Genomic DNA, 15,674 nt, shown 5'->3' with positions numbered 1-15,674 from the left:
CCGCATACGCCCGCCGAAACCCGTACGTCCCCCGAAACCCGTACGCCCGGAACCCTGTACGTCCCGAACAGGGAAGGCATCCATGCTCACCTCGGTCCAGCTGCTGGCGGACGCCCCGGCCCAACTGCTGCCGGCCCGCGAGCTCATGGCCTTCACCCTGGCCTCCCACATCATCCTGGTGCCCCTGGGTGTGGCGCTCCCCTTCATCACCCTGGTGATGCACTACCGCGGGCTGCGGCACCAGGACTCCACCGCCCTGCTGCTGGCGCGGCGCTGGTCGGCCGTCATGGCGGTGCAGTTCGCGGTCGGCGTGGTCACCGGCACGGTGCTCTCCTTCGAGTTCGGCCTGCTCTGGCCGGGCCTGATGGGCAGGTGGGGCGATGTCTTCGGCATCGGATTCGGTGTCGAGGCCTGGGCGTTCTTCCTCGAGGCGGTGCTCATCGCCATCTACCTGTACGGATGGCGCCGGCTGAAGCCCCGTACGCACTTCCTGCTCGCCCTGCCGCTCCCGGCCGCCGCGCTGCTCGGGGCGTTCGGCATCCTGGCCGCGAACTCCTGGATGAACACCCCGCAGGGGTTCTCGCTCGACTCCGAGGGAAACCCGGTCGACGTGAACGTCTGGAAGGCGATCTTCACCCCGATGTTCGGGCCGCAGTACTGGCACTTCGTCCTGGCCATGCTGGTGACCGCGGGTTATGTGGTGGCGGGCGTCTACGCCGTGGGCTGGCTGCGCGGCCGCCGGGACCGCTACCACCGGCTCGGTTTCGCCGTTCCCTTCACCGTCGCCGCGGTGGCCACTCCGGTGCAGTTCATTCTGGGTGACTCCATCGCCCGGTCGGTGTTCCACAAGCAGCCGGTGAAGTTCGCGGCCATGGAAATCGTGTGGAAGACCGACACCCGTGTACCGGAGTACCTGTTCGGCCGCCTGCACTCGGACGGATCCGTCTCGGGCGGCATCAAGGTCCCGTTGCTCGACTCCGTCCTGGCCGGATTCAGCCCCGACACCAAGGTGATCGGACTGACCTCCGTCCCGGCGGACGAACGGCCGACGGCGACTCAGGCGACCATCGCCCACTGGGCCTTCGACCTCATGGTCATGATCGGGTCCGTGCTGGTGCTGCTCGCGCTCTGGTACGGCCTGGTCTGGCTGCGGCACCGCCGGCTTCCCGCCTCCAAGTGGTTCTACCGCAGCGCGGCCTGCGCGGGCGTCGCCTCCGTGGTGGCCGTCGAATGCGGCTGGGTCGCCACCGAGGTGGGACGCCAGCCCTGGATCGTCTACCAGAACATGCGGGTCGCCGAAGCGGTCACCTCGACCCGCTCCACCAGCCTGTGGATCATGTTCGGCGTGGTGCTGGTGGTGTACGTGTTCATCTTTGGCTCGTTCCTCGCCGTCCTGCTCAAGATGAGCACCCGCTGGTGGCTCGCCGACGCGCGACAGGCAGCCGAGGGCCCCGCCCACGCACCGGAGGCGGACACCCCCTACGGGCCGCGGGCACCTGTCCCCGCGGGCGACGCTCCCGCCGCGGCCGACAGCACGGACGGCCCGTCCGGGGACGGCCGACCATGACCGCCGACCTCATCGCCGTCGTGCTGCTGCTCGCGGTGGCCGCCTACGCCTGCGCGGGCGGCACCGACTACGGGGCCGGCTTCTGGGATCTGACCGCCGGAGGCGCGGAACGCGGCAAGCGGCCCAGGTGGCTCATCGACCACGCCATGGCTCCCGTGTGGGAGGTCAACAACGTCTGGCTGATCTTCGTCTTCGTCATCATGTGGACCGGCTTCCCGACGCTCTTCCAGACCGTGTTCTCCGCGATGTGGCTCCCCCTGGCGCTGGCCGCCGTGGGTTTGGTCCTGCGCGGTGCCGGCTTCGCCTTCCGCAAGCCCGCCCGGCGGCTCGCCGGCCGGCGCCTCTACGGTGCCGTGTTCGCCGTGTCCTCGCTCGTCACGCCCTTCTTCCTCGGTGCCGCCGTGGGCGGGGTCGCCTCGGGCCGGATCGTGCCCGGCACCGAGGCCTCGGCGGACGCCTGGGCCAACCCCACCTCCGTCATGTTCGGGCTGCTCGCCATCGCGACCACGGCCTTCCTGGGCGCGGTGTTCCTCACCGGGGACGCCCGCCGATTCGACGCGCCCGATCTGGTCGGCTACTTCCGGCGGCGTGCGCTGGGCAGTCTCGCCGTACTCGCCGCACTGGCTGTGATCACGCTGTTGGCCGCCCACGAGGACGCCCCTCACGTCGGGCGCGGACTCACCCACGGCGTGGGGTTGTTCTTCGTCGTCCTGGCCGGGGTGGCCACGCTCGCCACGGCCTGGCTGCTCCTGTGGACGCCGGGCAGGTGGGCCCGCATCACAGCCGTCGGGGTTGTCGCGTCCGCTGTCATCGCCTGGGGCATGGCCCAACGCCCCTACCTCATTCCCACCTCGCTGACCGTGGTTGAGGGCGCGGGCGCACCCGCCACGCTGACCTGGCTGGCGATCGTCACGCTGGTGGCCCTGGTGCTCGTCGTACCGGCCGTCGTCTTTCTGTACTGGCTGGACACCCAGGGCGAGTTGGAGGCACTGACCGACGCCGACCTGCGAAGCGGAGGCAAGGACGGTGACGGCACGGCTGGGAACGGCTGACCGCCCGGACCATGGCCGGCAGGACGACCGCTGGGGCATCAGCGGCCGCTGACGGGCTCCGAGAGGGGGGCGGCGATCGCTACTTCGCGTGCGTCACCGCGTAGATCATCACGAACGCGACGATGTGGATGCCGAAGAGGAAGTACGCCAGGTACCACCAGACGTACCGCTCGTTCTTCTTCTCCTCGACCAGACGGCGCTGTTCCCGCTCCCGCTCCTGTTCCTCGGAGGTCTCGTCCGGCATCACAGCTCCCGGTGGACCTTGGTGTTCGAGGCCTGGGCGCGGGGGCGGACGACCATGAGGTCGATGTTGACGTGGCTGGGGCGGGTGATCGCCCAGGTGATGGTGTCGGCGACGTCGTCGGCGGTCAGGGGCTCGGCCACGCCCGCGTACACCTTCGCCGCCTTCTCCGCGTCACCGCTGAAGCGGGTCAGCGCGAACTCGTCGGTCTTGACCATGCCGGGCGCGATCTCGATGACACGGACCGGCGTGCCGACGATCTCCAGACGGAGGGTCTCGGCGAGGACGTGCTCGGCGTGCTTGGCGGCGACATAGCCGGCGCCGCCCTCGTACGTGCCGTGGCCCGCGGTGGAGGAGAGCACGACGACCGTGCCGTCGCCGCTCGCGGTGAGGGCGGGCAGCAGGGCCTGGGTGACGTTCAGGGTGCCGATGACGTTCGTCTCGTACATCTGGCGCCAGTCGGCCGGGTCGCCCGTCGCGACCGGGTCGGCGCCCAGCGCGCCGCCCGCGTTGTTGACCAGGACGCCGATCGTCTTGAAGGCCGTGGCGAACTCGTCGACCGCAGTGCGGTCCGTGACGTCCAGGGCGTACGCCGTCGCCTGGCCGCCCGCCTTGCCGATCTCCTCCGCCAGGGTCTCGATGCGGTCCTTGCGGCGGGCGGTGAGAACCACGCGGTAGCCGGCCGCGGCGAGCTGCCGGGCCGTCGCCGCGCCGATGCCGCTGCTCGCGCCGGTGATGACGGCGATGCGGGAGGGGGTGGCGGGCGCGGTCATGAGTGGCTCCTCTGGCGGGTGCGCGGGCGGGCGTACGCGAATCTCCGTCAGGATAGGCAGGTGGTGGGCGGCGGCGTCGAACCGTCCGGGTTTCGGGCCTGGTCCGGTACCGGGTCCGGTCTGGTCCGGCACGGGGTCCGGAACCGGGTCCGGCACCGGCACCGGGTCCGGAACCGGGTCCGGCACCGGCACGGGGTCCGGAACCGGGTCCGGCACCGGCACCGGGTCCGGTTCCGGGTCCGGCACCGGCACCGGGTCCGGAACCGGGTCCGGCACCGGCACCGGGTCCGGTTCCGGGTCCGGCACCGGCACCGGGTCCGGTTCCGGGTCCAGTCCAGTCCAGTCCGGTCCAGTCCGGTTCCGGCCCGGTCGGGGCTCAGTTGCCGCCGCGCGGCGCGTACATGATCACGGCCATCCCGGCCAGGCAGATCAGCGCGCCGGTCACGTCCCAGCGGTCGGGTCGGTAGCCGTCCGCGACCATGCCCCAGGCGATGGACCCGGCGACGAAGATGCCGCCGTACGCGGCGAGGATGCGCCCGAACTCGGCGTCCGGCTGGAGCGTGGCCACGAAGCCGTACACGCCGAGCGCCATGACGCCCGCGCCGATCCACAGCCAGCCGCGGTGCTCGCGTACGCCCTGCCAGACCAGCCAGGCGCCGCCGATCTCGAAGAGCGCGGCGACGACGAACAGGGCGGCGGAGCGGGCGATCAGCATGCCGTCACTTTTGCATGCGGGGATCACCCCGGGAGTGGCTGGTCCTCGTTCCCTGGCGAGGGGGGGCGGAGGCTCGCCCCTACGACGGATGGTGGCCGTTCGCGTACGCCGTCGGGGGGACCCCTACCGTCGCCGTGAAGCCTCGCACCAGGTGGGCCTGGTCGGCGTAGCCGAGGTCGGCGGCGAGGCCTGCCCAGTCGACGGTGTGGGAGGTCTCCGCGCGCTCCAGGGCCTCGTGGATGCGGTAGCGCAGGATGATCCACTTCGGGCCGACGCCCACATATGCGGCGAAGAGGCGTTGGAGGGCGCGGACCGTCATGCCCTCGGTGCGGGCGAAGTCGCCGACGTGGCGGATCGTGCGGTCGGCGCGGATGCGGTCGACCAAGGCCATCGCGAGGTCGGCCTGCGGGTCCGGTCGGGGGGCCAGGTCCAGAAGGAACGTGTCGAGTGCGGCTACACGGGCCTGCTCGTCGTCCGGGTCGAGTACGGCGGCGACGGCGCCCTCCGAGCCGGGGAACACCTCCGGGAGGCGAAGCCGCTGTCCGGTGAGCGTGGTCAGTGGCCGGTCCGGCGCGAAGGGCCGGAAGCCGCCCGGCCGGAACTGGATCCCGCATACCCGGCCCTTCCCCTCCAGCTTCTGTGTGAACAGGCCGAGCCCGATGCCGGCGACCTCGCCGAAACCGGCCGGGTCCTGGGTCTCGTACCTCTGGAAGACGACGTTCACGGACGGGTGGGGGACCACATGGGAGGCGTACGGCTGGGGCAGGTCCCAGTCGATCAGCCAGTAGTGCTCCAGGTAGGGGCGCAGGGGTGGGGCCGGTTCGTGGCGACGGAAACGGACGCGCGCGAAGAGTTCCGTGGCGTCGACGATGCCTCGGGTGTCACGGCGGGGGGCGGCCATGCAGGGATCGTACGGCCGGGTACTGACAGCCGGAGGTGGCTGGAGCGGGAGGGTGGAATAGGGGGAGGCGCGGCACTGTTCCGGGGTATAGTTGAATCGTAAACAACCTGCGGAGGGTGAGCGACCATGCAGTTCGGGATCTTCAGCGTCGGCGATGTCACACCGGACCCGACCACCGGCCGGACGCCGAGCGAGCACGAGCGGATCAAGGCCATGGTCGCCATCGCGCAGAAGGCCGAGGAGGTCGGCCTGGACGTCTTCGCGACCGGCGAGCACCACAACCCGCCGTTCGTGCCGTCGTCGCCGACCACCATGCTCGGCTGGATAGCCGCGCGCACGGAGAAGCTCATCCTCTCCACGTCCACGACCCTCATCACCACCAACGACCCGGTGAAGATCGCCGAGGACTTCGCGATGCTCCAGCACCTCGCGGAGGGGCGGGTGGATCTGATGATGGGGCGCGGGAACACCGGTCCGGTGTACCCGTGGTTCGGGAAGGACATCCGGCAGGGCATCAACCTCGCCATCGAGAACTACGCGCTGCTGCACCGGCTGTGGCGCGAGGACGTGGTGACGTGGGAGGGCAAGTTCCGTACGCCGCTCCAGTCGTTCACGTCGACGCCCCGGCCGCTGGACGGCGTACCGCCGTTCGTCTGGCACGGGTCGATCAGGTCGCCCGAGATCGCTGAGCAGGCCGCCTACTACGGCGACGGCTTCTTCCACAACAACATCTTCTGGCCTGCCGATCACACGAAGAAGATGGTCGAGCTGTACCGGGAGCGGTACGCGCACTACGGGCACGGCACGGCCGAGCAGGCGATCGTCGGGCTGGGCGGTCAGGTGTTCATGCGGCACAACTCGCAGGACGCGGTACGGGAGTTCCGGCCGTACTTCGACAACGCGCCGGTGTACGGGCACGGGCCGTCGCTCGAGGACTTCACCGACCAGACGCCGCTGACGGTCGGCTCGCCGGAGCAGGTCATCGAGAAGACGCTGGCCTTCCGGGAGTACGCCGGTGACTACCAGCGGCAGTTGTTCCTGGTGGATCACGCCGGGCTGCCGCTGAAGACCGTGCTGGAGCAGATCGACCTGCTGGGCGAGGAGGTCGTGCCGGTGCTGCGCGAGGAGTTCGCCAAGGGGCGGCCGGCCGGGGTGCCGGACGCGCCGACCCACCGGTCCCTGCTGGCCGCCGCTTCGGAAGGGGTGACCGTCGCATGAAGCTCGTCGTCGTCTCGGCGGGGCTGAGTGTCCCGTCGTCCACGCGACTGCTGGCCGATCGGCTGGCCGCCGCCACGGTCCGGGAGGCCTCCGCCGACGTCCAGGTCGTCGAACTGCGCGACCTGGCCGTCGAGATCGCCCACAACTTCACGAACGGGTTCCCCGGGCGGGCGCTGGGTGCGGCGATCGACGCGGTGACGGGGGCGGACGGACTGATCGTCGTCACGCCGGTGTTCTCCGCGTCGTACAGCGGGCTGTTCAAGTCCTTCTTCGATGTGCTGGACAAGGACGCGCTCAGTGGGATGCCGGTCCTGATCGCCGCGACCGGGGGCTCGTCCCGGCACTCCCTCGTGCTGGAACACGCCCTGCGGCCGCTCTTCGCCTACCTGCGCGCGGTGGTCGTGCCGACCGCGGTGTATGCCGCGTCCGAGGACTGGGGCGCGGAGGGACTGGCTGAGCGGATCGACAGGGCGGCGGGGGAGCTGGTGGGGCTGATGGTGGGAGCGCGTGGTGGTGTGAGGCGGGTGGATGCTGTGGGCGCGGTGGATGCGGCGGACATGGTCAGCGTGGCGGACGTGGTGAGTGCGGCGGACGTGGTGGCTACGGGTGCGCGCGTCGACACCGACACCGCTGCGGCCATCTCGCCTCGGTCCCTCGAGGGGGCCGTCACTTCGGCCGACGGGTTCACTGTCGTTCCCTTCGAGCAGCAGCTCGCGGCGCTGCGGGTGTAGGGCGGCTGCGGGGGATGGGGTCGCCCCTACCCCAGCCCCCATCCCTGAGGCCAACCCCGCTGGGGTGGGGCCGGACAGGTCCTAGGGCCTGTCCGGCGGATCGAGTCGCAGGAAATCGGCGGCGCCCTATAAACGCTGGTGAGCGGGGTCTGGTGCGTCCAACTGCAAGGCGGAGGAGGGCGTCGACGCGGAGCGTCGTTGACCGACGACAACGCCGCAGATGGGCGTGCCAGACCCCGCGTCTGCGGCATGATCCGCCGGACAGGCCCTAGCCGACGTGGACCTTCGGGCGGCGGGCCCGGTTCGGTTCTGCCTCGCGGAGGACCTCTCGGGTTACGGGGGCCACCTCGCCCTGGCCGAAGAGGAAGAAGCGGAGGAAGTTGGTGAAGGGGTCGCCCTCGGTCCACTCGAAGTAGACGTGCGGGATGCAGCCGGTGGTGTCGCGGACGTGGAGGAGGAGGGCGGCGAGGGCGTTGGGGATGGAGGACGACTCCAGGGTCAGGACGCGGTAGCGGCCGTGCATGACTTCGCCGCGTACGTTCAGGCCCGCCTCGAACTCCGAGGCGTCGAGGACGGTGACCTCGACGAAGACGAAGTCCTCCTGGGACGGAACGTCGTTGTCGGCGCGGATCTGCTCGATCTTGTCGCGGTACTCGGTGATGTCGCGGTTGTCGGGCTCGTTGGCGATGAAGCGGGCGCGGCGGCTGGCGATGTCCCGTACGAACCGCTCCGCCATGTTGTCCATGGCCACGCTGGTGACCCGCAGTTCGAAGGAGCGGGCGAGGCGGGAGAGGAGCGAGACGAGGATGATCGCGGCGATGAAGCAGGCGCCGATCTTGACGCCGTCGGGGCGTTCGATGACGTTCGCGACGGTCGTGTAGAGGAAGACCGTGGAGATGGCTGCGAAGCCGATGGTCCAGTTGCGCTGGCGGGCCTTGCGGGCCGCGATGGTGACGGCGATGGCGGCGGAGCTGATCAGGACGAGGACGCCGGTGGCGTAGGCGCCGCCCTGTGCGTCGACGTCGGCGTTGAAGATCCAGGTGACCAGGAACGCGACCAGGGTGAAGACGATGACCATGGGGCGTACGGCGCGCGCCCAGTGGGGGGCCATGCCGTAGCGGGGGAGGTAGCGGGGCATGAGGTTCAGCAGTCCGGCCATGGCCGAGGCGCCTGCGAACCACAGGATGGCGATCGTCGATACGTCGTAGATCGTGCCGAAGGTGCCGCCCAGGTACTCGTGCGCCAGGTACGCGAGGGCGCGGCCGTTGGCCTCGCCGCCGGACTCGAACTCCTTCTCCGGGATGAGCAGGGTGGTGATGAAGCTGGTGCAGATCAGGAACACGCTCATGATCACGGCAGCGGTGGTCAGCAGCTTCTTCGTGCCCCGGATACGGCCGGTCGGTTTCTCCTCGGTGTCCCCGGGTTCGCCCTGGACGTGCGGCATCACCGCCACGCCGGTCTCGAAGCCGGAGAGGCCGAGGGCCAGCTTCGGGAAGACCAGCAGGGCGACACCGACCATGGCGATGACGTTTCCGTGCTCGGCGGTGAGGGCGTTCGACCAGTCGGTGATCACATAGCCCGCCGTGATCACGTGCCAGAGGCCGGTGACGACGACCACGGCGTTCAGCGCGAGGTAGAGCCCCACCAGGACGACCGCGACGCCGATCGCCTCCAGAAAGCCCTTGAGGAACACCGCGCCGAGCAGCGCCACGAGGATCAGCGTGATCAGCATCTGCTTGTCGTGCAGGACGCTGGTGAGGTGCGGGTTCTCGACGAGGTGGGTGGAGGCGTCCGCGGCCGAAAGGGTGATGGTGATCAGGAAGTCGGTGGCGGCGAAGCCCAGCAGGGTCAGGACGAAGAGCTTGCCCTTCCAGAACGTCAGCAGCCGCTCCAGCATCGCGATCGAGCCCTGGCCGTGCGGGCTCTCCTCGGCCACCCGGCGGTATACGGGCAGTGCGCCCGCCAGAGTGACGATGACCAGCACGATGGTGGCGATGGGCGACAGCAGCCCGGCGGCCAGGGCGGCGATGCCCGGCTGGTATCCGAGAGTGGAGAAGTAGTCGACGCCGGTCAGGCACATCACCCGCCACCAGCGCTGGCCCTTGTGCGCGGGCTCGGGTGGGGCGTGCGGGCCCTGCGGGGCCTTGCCCATGTCGGACAGGCCCTCCAGCATCCACGCCCGTAGACGGCTCGGAGGGGCGTGGTCGGCGGTGGCCATCGGCGTGCTCCTGACGTGCTGCCAAGCGTGGGGTTGTGGCCATCACGCGGACGGCCGGGCCGGCGTATGCGTCCAGTGATCCACCGGCTCAGGGTCTCGCGCACGTCGAGACGAATGCCTCCGCTTGTCCATGCCCGCCCATTGTGGCCACCAGGGGGCGGGGTCGGCACGGCGAGATGACGACGGTCAGGAGCGGGCCTTGATCTTCTTCATGGTCAGGTGGGATTCGAGGCGCAGGACGCAGGGCAGGCCACTGCGCCTGCCGGTGAGGAATGCCTCGGACTCCCCGCCGACCAAACTTCCCGGCACACTGGTTCGCCGCGCATGTGGGCGGCGCCGTCGAACGGGCTCGGCTCGCCGAGGCCGCCGCCGAGGTCGAACCCGTCAAGGCCGCCGACCGACCGCGACCGGCTCTTCGAGCCCTTCCAACGCCTCGGCGACACCGACAACACGACCGGGCTCGGCCTGGGCCTCGCCCTCTCCCAGGGCCTGACCGAGGCGATGGACGGAACCCTCGTCCCGGAGGACACCCCGGGGGGGCGGTCTCACGATGGTGCTGTGCTGCCGTTCGCGGAACAGGCGGGGCGCCCCCGAGGTCCGCAGAGTGTGGAAGGCGGCGTATGAGGTGCATGAGGTGTAAGCGACGTCAACCGTATGGTGCGGACACGGTGGCTGCGGTATGATCAATCTCGAGCGTTGCACCGGAACTCCCGGTAGCAAGCCCGGCGTTGGTGGTCCAAGGAAAGACGCCCCGCTTCCTGCGGGGAAATGCAGGTGCAAGGCCTGCCCGGCGCTCCAACAGCCCCGTCTCCGTTAATCCGGAGACGGGGCTTGCTTTTTTTTGGTGAGTCCCGGCAGGCCCTTCGCGAAGGCGCCCGATTCCAGGGCGAGTTCCCTGTGTGTGACCGCCCGGCGCGATGTACGAGGCATCAGCGGGCGGAGCGGATCAGTCCAGCCCCGACACCTTGAACACCGTCCGCGCCGTTTCGCGGTCGATCCGCGCCGAGACGCGGCGCAGTGCGGTCGCTCCGCAGGACAGGGAGCCGCGCCGGGCGGAGACGCGGGCGTCTTCGTCGAGGCGGTGCCAGAGCGGGGGGTTGGCGACCAGGACGCGGGGGTCGATCTCGACGCGGGCGCCGAAGGAGTCGCGCAGGACGAGGCGTTGTCCCACGCCGTCGAGGCAGCGCACCGAGACGAGGTGGTCGGTCCGTACCCGCCGCGTGCCCCGCAGCCCGCGCGCGACCAGCCGGCCCTCGCTCACGGAGACCCGGGTGGGGTAGAGGACCAAGAACAGCAGGACGGCGAGTGTGGTCCACAGCAGGGCGCGCAGCGCCGTGATCGTGCCGGCTCCCCAGTCGATCAGGAGCAGAAGGCCGAGGAGTACGGCCGCGCAGCGGATCGCGCTGCGCAGGTCCTGGGCCCAGAAACGGTCGTGTACCACCTCTGAGGGTGGTTGCGCGGGGGCGGTGGCCGCGTCGCGCGTGTCGTTGCGGCGTTCCATGAAACCGACGGTAGAGACACCGAGGGCGGGCGGCAGTACGCCTTGATGGGTCCCTGATGGGACGCGGCGTCAAGGATGCGACAAGGGCCGGGGGTTCCGCGCGAAGAACGCGCTAGCGGCGTCCGTACGCCGCCGATGCGGCCCGAACCTGGGCTGAGCCGCGCATCGCCTCCCCGCGTGCGGGGCTCTTTTCGTGCAGTGAAGCGACCTCTTTTTGCGTCGCACTTCAAAGTGCGTCGAAGTGCGGCGAAGTGTGTCGAAGTGCGTGAAGTGAAGGAGCACGTGCCCCATCACCGTGTGCCACCCCGACGCCGAGGACCGCGCGCACGCTGCGGCCCTCGAGAGCGCCTGGGAGCAGTGGAACCCGGGAGTGCCACTCGTACGGCTCGCCTCCGAGCGCCGGGCCCTGGGCCGCCTCATAGCGTCGTACGTACGTGCCATCGCAGAGGACGAGCCCGGCACCCGCGTCACCGTGCTGATCCCCGAGGTCGAGCCCGACCGGCTGTGGCAGCGGCTGTTGCAGAACCAGCGGGGCGCGGTGGTCGCCCACGCCGTGCGGAAGGACACGGACGCGGTGATCTGTCGACTGCGCTTCCGCATCACCTGACACACGCTCTCCCGTACCGCCTGTCGCAGGCCGCCGATGTCGGCGTAAGGGATGCGTCAAGGGCGTATGTGCCGCCGTAAGGGAGACGTCAACGGTGGCCGAATCCGGTCGCAGAGGCGTTTTCCTCTAACAGTCCGTTCAACCCGAACCTTCCTCTAGGAGCTCACGATGGCCGACGTGGCCTTCGTCGTCACCACGATCGCGGTGTTCGCGCTGGTGGCCCTCGTCGCCAAGGGGGTGACGAAGCTGTGACCGCCGAGAACATCGTCGGCCTGGTCGTGGCGGTCGCCCTGCTGGGCTATCTCATCCTTGCCCTCGTTTTCCCGGAGAGGTTCTGAGCACTGATATGGGACCCGTCCTCGCCGGCGTGCTCCAACTGCTCGCTCTCATAGCGGCACTGGCCCTCGTCTACCGTCCCCTCGGCGACTACATGGCCAAGGTCTACTCCTCCGACAAGCACCTGCGCGTCGAGAAGTGGATCTACAAGGGCATCGGCGCCAACCCGAACACCGAGATGCGCTGGCCCGCCTATCTGCGCGGCGTCCTCGCCTTCTCGGCGGTCGGCGTCCTCTTCCTCTACCTGCTGCAGCGCGTCCAGGGCGTCCTGCCCGGCTCGCTCGGCTTCTCCTCCATCGACCCGGACCAGGCGTTCAACACCGCGGCGTCCTTCGTGTCGAACACCAACTGGCAGTCGTACTACGGCGAGCAGGCCATGGGCCACGTCGTGCAGACCGGCGGCCTCGCGGTGCAGAACTTCGTCTCCGCCGCGGTCGGTATCGCCGTCGCGGTGGCTCTCGTACGGGGCTTCGCCCGCTCCCGAACCGGTGAGCTCGGCAACTTCTGGGCCGACATGGTGCGCGGTGTGGTCCGTATCCTGCTGCCGATCGCCGCCGTCTCCGCGATCGTCCTGGTCGCGTGCGGCGCCATCCAGAACTTCGCCGGCATCCACGAGGTCGGACAGTTCATGGGCGGGTCGCAGGAGTGGAACGGTGGCGCGGTCGCCTCCCAGGAGGCCATCAAGGAGCTGGGCACCAACGGCGGCGGTTACTTCAACGCCAACTCGGCCCACCCCTTCGAGAACCCCACCCCGTTCTCCAACCTCTTCGAGATCTTCCTGCTCCTGGTCATCCCGTTCTCGCTGACCCGGACCTTCGGCCGGATGGTCGGCAGCCTGAAGCAGGGCTACGCGATCCTCGCCACGATGGCCACCATCTGGCTCGGCTTCACGGCCCTCATGATGTGGACCGAGTTCGCCCACCACGGCCCGGCCTTCGACCTCGCCGGCGGTGCGATGGAGGGCAAGGAGAACCGCTTCGGCGTCGGCGCCTCGTCGATCTTCGGGGTGGCGACCACGCTCACCTCGACCGGCGCGGTCAACTCCTTCCACTCCTCGTTCACCGGCCTCGGCGGCGGCATCACGATGCTGGGCATGCAGCTCGGCGAGATCGCACCCGGTGGTACCGGCTCCGGCCTCTACGGCATGCTGATCATGGCGATCATCGCGGTGTTCATCGCCGGTCTGATGGTCGGCCGCACCCCCGAGTACCTGGGCAAGAAGATCGGCACCCGCGAGATCAAGTTCGCGGCGCTGTACATCCTCATCACCCCGGCGCTGGTGCTCATCTTCACCGCCGCGGCGATGGCCCTGCCGACCCCCGGCAACTCCATGACCAACAGCGGCGCGCACGGCTTCTCCGAGATCCTGTACGCCTACACCTCGGGCGCCAACAACAACGGCTCGGCCTTCGCGGGGCTGAACGCGGACACCCAGTGGTTCAACACCACCATCGGGCTGGCCATGCTGCTCGGCCGCTTCCTGCCGATGGTGTTCGTGCTGGCCCTGGCCGGCTCGCTCGCCGAGCAGAAGCCGGTCCCGGCGACCGCGGGCACCCTGCGCACCGAGAAGCCGCTGTTCACGGGGCTGCTGGTGGGCGCAATCTTGATCATCACCGGTCTGACCTACTTCCCGGCCCTGGCGCTGGGTCCGCTGGCCGAGGGGCTGGCGTCATGACCACCCGTACAGAGAAGTCCCGTTCGAACGACCAAGAGGACTCGATGTCCACAGCCACTCCGACCCGGGCGCCGCACAGCGATGTGCCGACCGGCCACAAGGACGAACGTGTCGGCGCGGGTCTGTTCGACCCCAAGCAGCTGCTCAAGTCGCTGCCGGACGCCTGCCGCAAGCTCGACCCGCGGATCATGGTCAAGTCGCCGGTCATGTTCGTGGTCCTCATCGGCTCGGTGCTGACGACGATCTTCTCCTTCAAGGACCCGAGCGACTGGTTCGGCTGGGCGATCAGCGCCTGGCTGTGGCTGACCGTGATCTTCGCCAACCTGGCGGAGGCGGTGGCCGAGGGCCGTGGCAAGGCGCAGGCGGACACCCTGCGCAAGGCCAAGACCGACACGGTCGCCCGCCGTCTCGACGGCACGGTCGAGGAGCAGGTCCCCGGCACCGATCTGCGCATCGGCGACCTGGTCGTCTGCGAGGCCGGCGACATCATCCCCGGTGACGGTGACGTCATCGAGGGCGTGGCTTCGGTGGACGAGTCGGCGATCACCGGCGAGTCGGCTCCGGTCATCCGCGAGTCCGGCGGCGACCGTTCGGCCGTCACCGGCGGTACGAAGGTCCTCTCCGACCGCATCGTCATCAAGATCACGACGAAGCCGGGCGAGACCTTCATCGACCGCATGATCGCCCTGGTCGAGGGCGCCGCACGGCAGAAGACGCCCAACGAGATCGCGCTGAACATCCTTCTCGCGTCCCTCACCATCGTCTTCCTGCTCGCGGTGGCCACCCTGCCGCCGTTCGCGGACTACGCGGACACGCACCTCACCATGGTCGTCCTGGTGGCCCTGCTGGTCTGCCTGATCCCGACCACGATCGGCGCGCTGCTCTCCGCGATCGGTATCGCGGGCATGGACCGACTGGTCCAGCGCAACGTCCTGGCGATGTCGGGCCGTGCGGTCGAGGCCGCCGGTGACGTCTCCACCCTGCTGCTCGACAAGACCGGCACCATCACCCTCGGCAACCGTCAGGCCTCCGAGTTCGTGCCGGTGAGCGGCACCACCGAGGCCGAGGTCGCCGACGCCGCCCAGCTCTCCTCGCTGGCCGACGAGACGCCCGAGGGCCGCTCCATCGTCGTACTGGCGAAGGAGAAGTACGGGCTGCGCGAGCGTCACCAGGGTGAGCTCAAGGGCGCCGAGTGGATCGCCTTCACCGCCCAGACCCGTATGTCGGGTGTGGACGTCGACGGGCGCAAGATCCGCAAGGGCGCGGCCGGTTCGGTCATCAACTGGGTGCGGGAGCAGGGCGGCGAGGTGTCCGAGGACGCCGACAGCCTCTCCAACCGGATCTCCGAGGCGGGCGGCACGCCGCTGCTCGTCGCCGTCGAGGATGCCGAGGGCGCCCGCGTCCTTGGTGTCATCCACCTCAAGGACGTCGTCAAGGACGGCATGCGGGAGCGGTTCGACGAGCTGCGCCGCATGGGCATCAAGACCGTCATGATCACGGGTGACAACCCGCTGACGGCCAAGGCGATCGCGGACGAGGCCGGCGTCGACGACTTCCTCGCGGAGGCCACCCCCGAGGACAAGATGGCGCTCATCAAGCGTGAGCAGGCGGGCGGCAAGCTCGTCGCGATGACCGGCGACGGCACGAACGACGCCCCGGCGCTCGCTCAGGCCGACGTGGGTGTGGCCATGAACACCGGTACCTCGGCTGCCAAGGAGGCCGGGAACATGGTGGACCTGGACTCCAATCCCACCAAGCTCATCGAGATCGTGGAGATCGGCAAGCAGCTGCTGATCACCCGTGGCGCGCTGACGACGTTCTCCATCGCCAACGACGTCGCGAAGTACTTCGCGATCATCCCGGCGCTGTTCGCGGCGGTCTACCCGGGCCTGGACAAGCTCAACATCATGGGCCTGTCCTCGCCCGACTCCGCGATCCTGTCGGCGGTCATCTTCAACGCGCTGATCATCATCGCGCTGGTCCCGCTCGCCCTGCGCGGCGTGCAGTACCGGCCGGTGAGCGCGGACAAGATGCTGCGGCGCAACCTCGGGATCTACGGTCTCGGCGGCCTGGTCGCGCCCTTCATCGGCATCAAGATCATCGACCTGATCATCTCCCTCATCCCCGGAATCGGCTGAG

Annotated in this window: 14 protein-coding genes, 1 tRNA gene and 2 pseudogenes; 10 read left to right on the top strand and 7 right to left on the bottom strand. The window is 69.5% G+C overall.

Features of this window, described 5'->3' with window-relative positions:
- Positions 1-82 precede the first annotated feature (82 nt).
- Together AB0D57_RS03815 and AB0D57_RS03810 are read left to right on the top strand one after the other, a co-directional pair.
- Positions 83-1,567 carry a cytochrome ubiquinol oxidase subunit I gene (locus AB0D57_RS03815; protein ID WP_362066610.1) on the top strand — a complete coding sequence of 495 codons (1,485 nt, stop codon included), beginning with the start codon at positions 83-85 and terminating at the stop codon, positions 1,565-1,567.
- On the top strand, positions 1,564-2,619 hold the full coding sequence (locus tag AB0D57_RS03810; RefSeq protein ID WP_362066608.1) for a cytochrome d ubiquinol oxidase subunit II: 1,056 nt from the start codon (positions 1,564-1,566) through the stop codon (positions 2,617-2,619). The genes AB0D57_RS03815 and AB0D57_RS03810 overlap by 4 nt, the downstream gene beginning before the upstream one ends.
- A 79-nt stretch (positions 2,620-2,698) precedes the next feature.
- Here AB0D57_RS03810 and AB0D57_RS03805 read toward each other — a convergent pair whose 3' ends face one another.
- The 4 genes from AB0D57_RS03805 to AB0D57_RS03790 all read right to left on the bottom strand — a co-directional run bounded on the left by AB0D57_RS03805 (position 2,699) and on the right by AB0D57_RS03790 (position 5,249).
- Positions 2,699-2,863, bottom strand: a complete 165-nt coding sequence (locus AB0D57_RS03805; protein ID WP_362066606.1) for a hypothetical protein — start codon at positions 2,861-2,863, stop codon at positions 2,699-2,701.
- Positions 2,863-3,633, bottom strand: coding sequence for an SDR family NAD(P)-dependent oxidoreductase (locus AB0D57_RS03800; protein ID WP_362066604.1), 771 nt, complete (start codon positions 3,631-3,633; stop codon positions 2,863-2,865). Before AB0D57_RS03800 ends, AB0D57_RS03805 begins: the two co-directional genes overlap by 1 nt.
- 376 nt (positions 3,634-4,009) lie before the next feature.
- On the bottom strand, positions 4,010-4,348 hold the full coding sequence (locus AB0D57_RS03795; protein ID WP_362066602.1) for a YnfA family protein: 339 nt from the start codon (positions 4,346-4,348) through the stop codon (positions 4,010-4,012).
- Positions 4,349-4,427: 79 nt separating this feature from the next.
- A complete protein-coding gene (locus AB0D57_RS03790; protein WP_362066600.1) occupies positions 4,428-5,249 on the bottom strand; it encodes a helix-turn-helix transcriptional regulator in 822 nt (273 codons plus the stop codon).
- 126 nt (positions 5,250-5,375) lie between these two features.
- Between AB0D57_RS03790 and AB0D57_RS03785 the strand changes: the two genes are divergently transcribed.
- Both AB0D57_RS03785 and AB0D57_RS03780 read left to right on the top strand, forming a co-directional pair.
- The gene (locus AB0D57_RS03785; protein WP_362066598.1) at positions 5,376-6,467 is read left to right on the top strand and encodes an LLM class flavin-dependent oxidoreductase; all 1,092 of its coding nucleotides are present in this window, start codon (positions 5,376-5,378) and stop codon (positions 6,465-6,467) included.
- Positions 6,464-7,198, top strand: a complete 735-nt coding sequence (locus AB0D57_RS03780) for an FMN reductase (protein ID WP_362066596.1) — start codon at positions 6,464-6,466, stop codon at positions 7,196-7,198. Before AB0D57_RS03785 ends, AB0D57_RS03780 begins: the two co-directional genes overlap by 4 nt.
- Before the next feature lie 268 nt (positions 7,199-7,466).
- Here the strand turns inward: AB0D57_RS03780 and AB0D57_RS03775 are convergent, their stop codons facing one another.
- Together AB0D57_RS03775 and AB0D57_RS03770 are read right to left on the bottom strand one after the other, a co-directional pair.
- On the bottom strand, positions 7,467-9,416 hold the full coding sequence (locus tag AB0D57_RS03775) for an amino acid transporter (RefSeq protein WP_362066594.1): 1,950 nt from the start codon (positions 9,414-9,416) through the stop codon (positions 7,467-7,469).
- A 186-nt stretch (positions 9,417-9,602) separates the two neighbouring features.
- Entirely contained in the window at positions 9,603-9,725 is a 123-nt protein-coding gene (locus tag AB0D57_RS03770; RefSeq protein ID WP_362066592.1) for a hypothetical protein, read from the bottom strand.
- A 90-nt stretch (positions 9,726-9,815) separates the two neighbouring features.
- Here AB0D57_RS03770 and AB0D57_RS03765 point away from each other — a divergent pair.
- Positions 9,816-10,040, top strand: a pseudogene (locus AB0D57_RS03765) (ATP-binding protein); the annotation flags it as partial.
- 101 nt (positions 10,041-10,141) lie between these two features.
- Positions 10,142-10,214, top strand: a tRNA-Gly gene (locus AB0D57_RS03760).
- Positions 10,215-10,362: 148 nt separating this feature from the next.
- Here AB0D57_RS03760 and AB0D57_RS03755 read toward each other — a convergent pair.
- Positions 10,363-10,917 carry a hypothetical protein gene (locus AB0D57_RS03755; protein ID WP_362066590.1) on the bottom strand — a complete coding sequence of 185 codons (555 nt, stop codon included), beginning with the start codon at positions 10,915-10,917 and terminating at the stop codon, positions 10,363-10,365.
- A 289-nt stretch (positions 10,918-11,206) separates the two neighbouring features.
- On the opposite strand from AB0D57_RS03755, the pseudogene AB0D57_RS03750 reads away from it, so the two are divergent.
- From AB0D57_RS03750 to kdpB, 4 genes and pseudogenes are all read left to right on the top strand, one after another.
- Positions 11,207-11,524, top strand: a pseudogene (locus AB0D57_RS03750) (amino acid permease); the annotation flags it as partial.
- Between the two features lie 248 nt (positions 11,525-11,772).
- On the top strand, positions 11,773-11,862 hold the full coding sequence (gene kdpF, locus AB0D57_RS03745; RefSeq protein ID WP_043188605.1) for a K(+)-transporting ATPase subunit F: 90 nt from the start codon (positions 11,773-11,775) through the stop codon (positions 11,860-11,862).
- Positions 11,863-11,870: 8 nt separating this feature from the next.
- The gene (kdpA, locus tag AB0D57_RS03740; RefSeq protein WP_362066588.1) at positions 11,871-13,535 is read left to right on the top strand and encodes a potassium-transporting ATPase subunit KdpA; all 1,665 of its coding nucleotides are present in this window, start codon (positions 11,871-11,873) and stop codon (positions 13,533-13,535) included.
- A complete protein-coding gene (gene kdpB / locus AB0D57_RS03735; RefSeq protein WP_362066585.1) occupies positions 13,532-15,673 on the top strand; it encodes a potassium-transporting ATPase subunit KdpB in 2,142 nt (713 codons plus the stop codon). The genes kdpA and kdpB overlap by 4 nt, the downstream gene beginning before the upstream one ends.
- Position 15,674: the final 1 nt, after the last annotated feature.

The sequence above is a fragment of the Streptomyces sp. NPDC048275 genome (assembly GCF_040652275.1).
GTDB lineage: Bacteria > Actinomycetota > Actinomycetes > Streptomycetales > Streptomycetaceae > Streptomyces.
Note: the sequence above shows the minus strand (reverse complement) of the source record. Positions and strands in the feature narration are given on the sequence as shown.

Bases quoted from the DNA above. Each gene is read 5' to 3' on its own strand.
- AB0D57_RS03815 (WP_362066610.1), top strand. From the start codon at position 83: ATGCTCACCTCGGTCCAGCTGCTGGCGGACGCCCCGGCCCAACTGCTG.
- AB0D57_RS03810 (WP_362066608.1), top strand. From the start codon at position 1,564: ATGACCGCCGACCTCATCGCCGTCGTGCTGCTGCTCGCGGTGGCCGCC.
- AB0D57_RS03805 (WP_362066606.1), bottom strand. From the start codon at position 2,863: ATGCCGGACGAGACCTCCGAGGAACAGGAGCGGGAGCGGGAACAGCGC.
- AB0D57_RS03800 (WP_362066604.1), bottom strand. From the start codon at position 3,633: ATGACCGCGCCCGCCACCCCCTCCCGCATCGCCGTCATCACCGGCGCG.
- AB0D57_RS03795 (WP_362066602.1), bottom strand. From the start codon at position 4,348: ATGCTGATCGCCCGCTCCGCCGCCCTGTTCGTCGTCGCCGCGCTCTTC.
- AB0D57_RS03790 (WP_362066600.1), bottom strand. From the start codon at position 5,249: ATGGCCGCCCCCCGCCGTGACACCCGAGGCATCGTCGACGCCACGGAA.
- AB0D57_RS03785 (WP_362066598.1), top strand. From the start codon at position 5,376: ATGCAGTTCGGGATCTTCAGCGTCGGCGATGTCACACCGGACCCGACC.
- AB0D57_RS03780 (WP_362066596.1), top strand. From the start codon at position 6,464: ATGAAGCTCGTCGTCGTCTCGGCGGGGCTGAGTGTCCCGTCGTCCACG.
- AB0D57_RS03775 (WP_362066594.1), bottom strand. From the start codon at position 9,416: ATGGCCACCGCCGACCACGCCCCTCCGAGCCGTCTACGGGCGTGGATG.
- AB0D57_RS03755 (WP_362066590.1), bottom strand. From the start codon at position 10,917: ATGGAACGCCGCAACGACACGCGCGACGCGGCCACCGCCCCCGCGCAA.
- kdpA (WP_362066588.1), top strand. From the start codon at position 11,871: ATGGGACCCGTCCTCGCCGGCGTGCTCCAACTGCTCGCTCTCATAGCG.
- kdpB (WP_362066585.1), top strand. From the start codon at position 13,532: ATGACCACCCGTACAGAGAAGTCCCGTTCGAACGACCAAGAGGACTCG.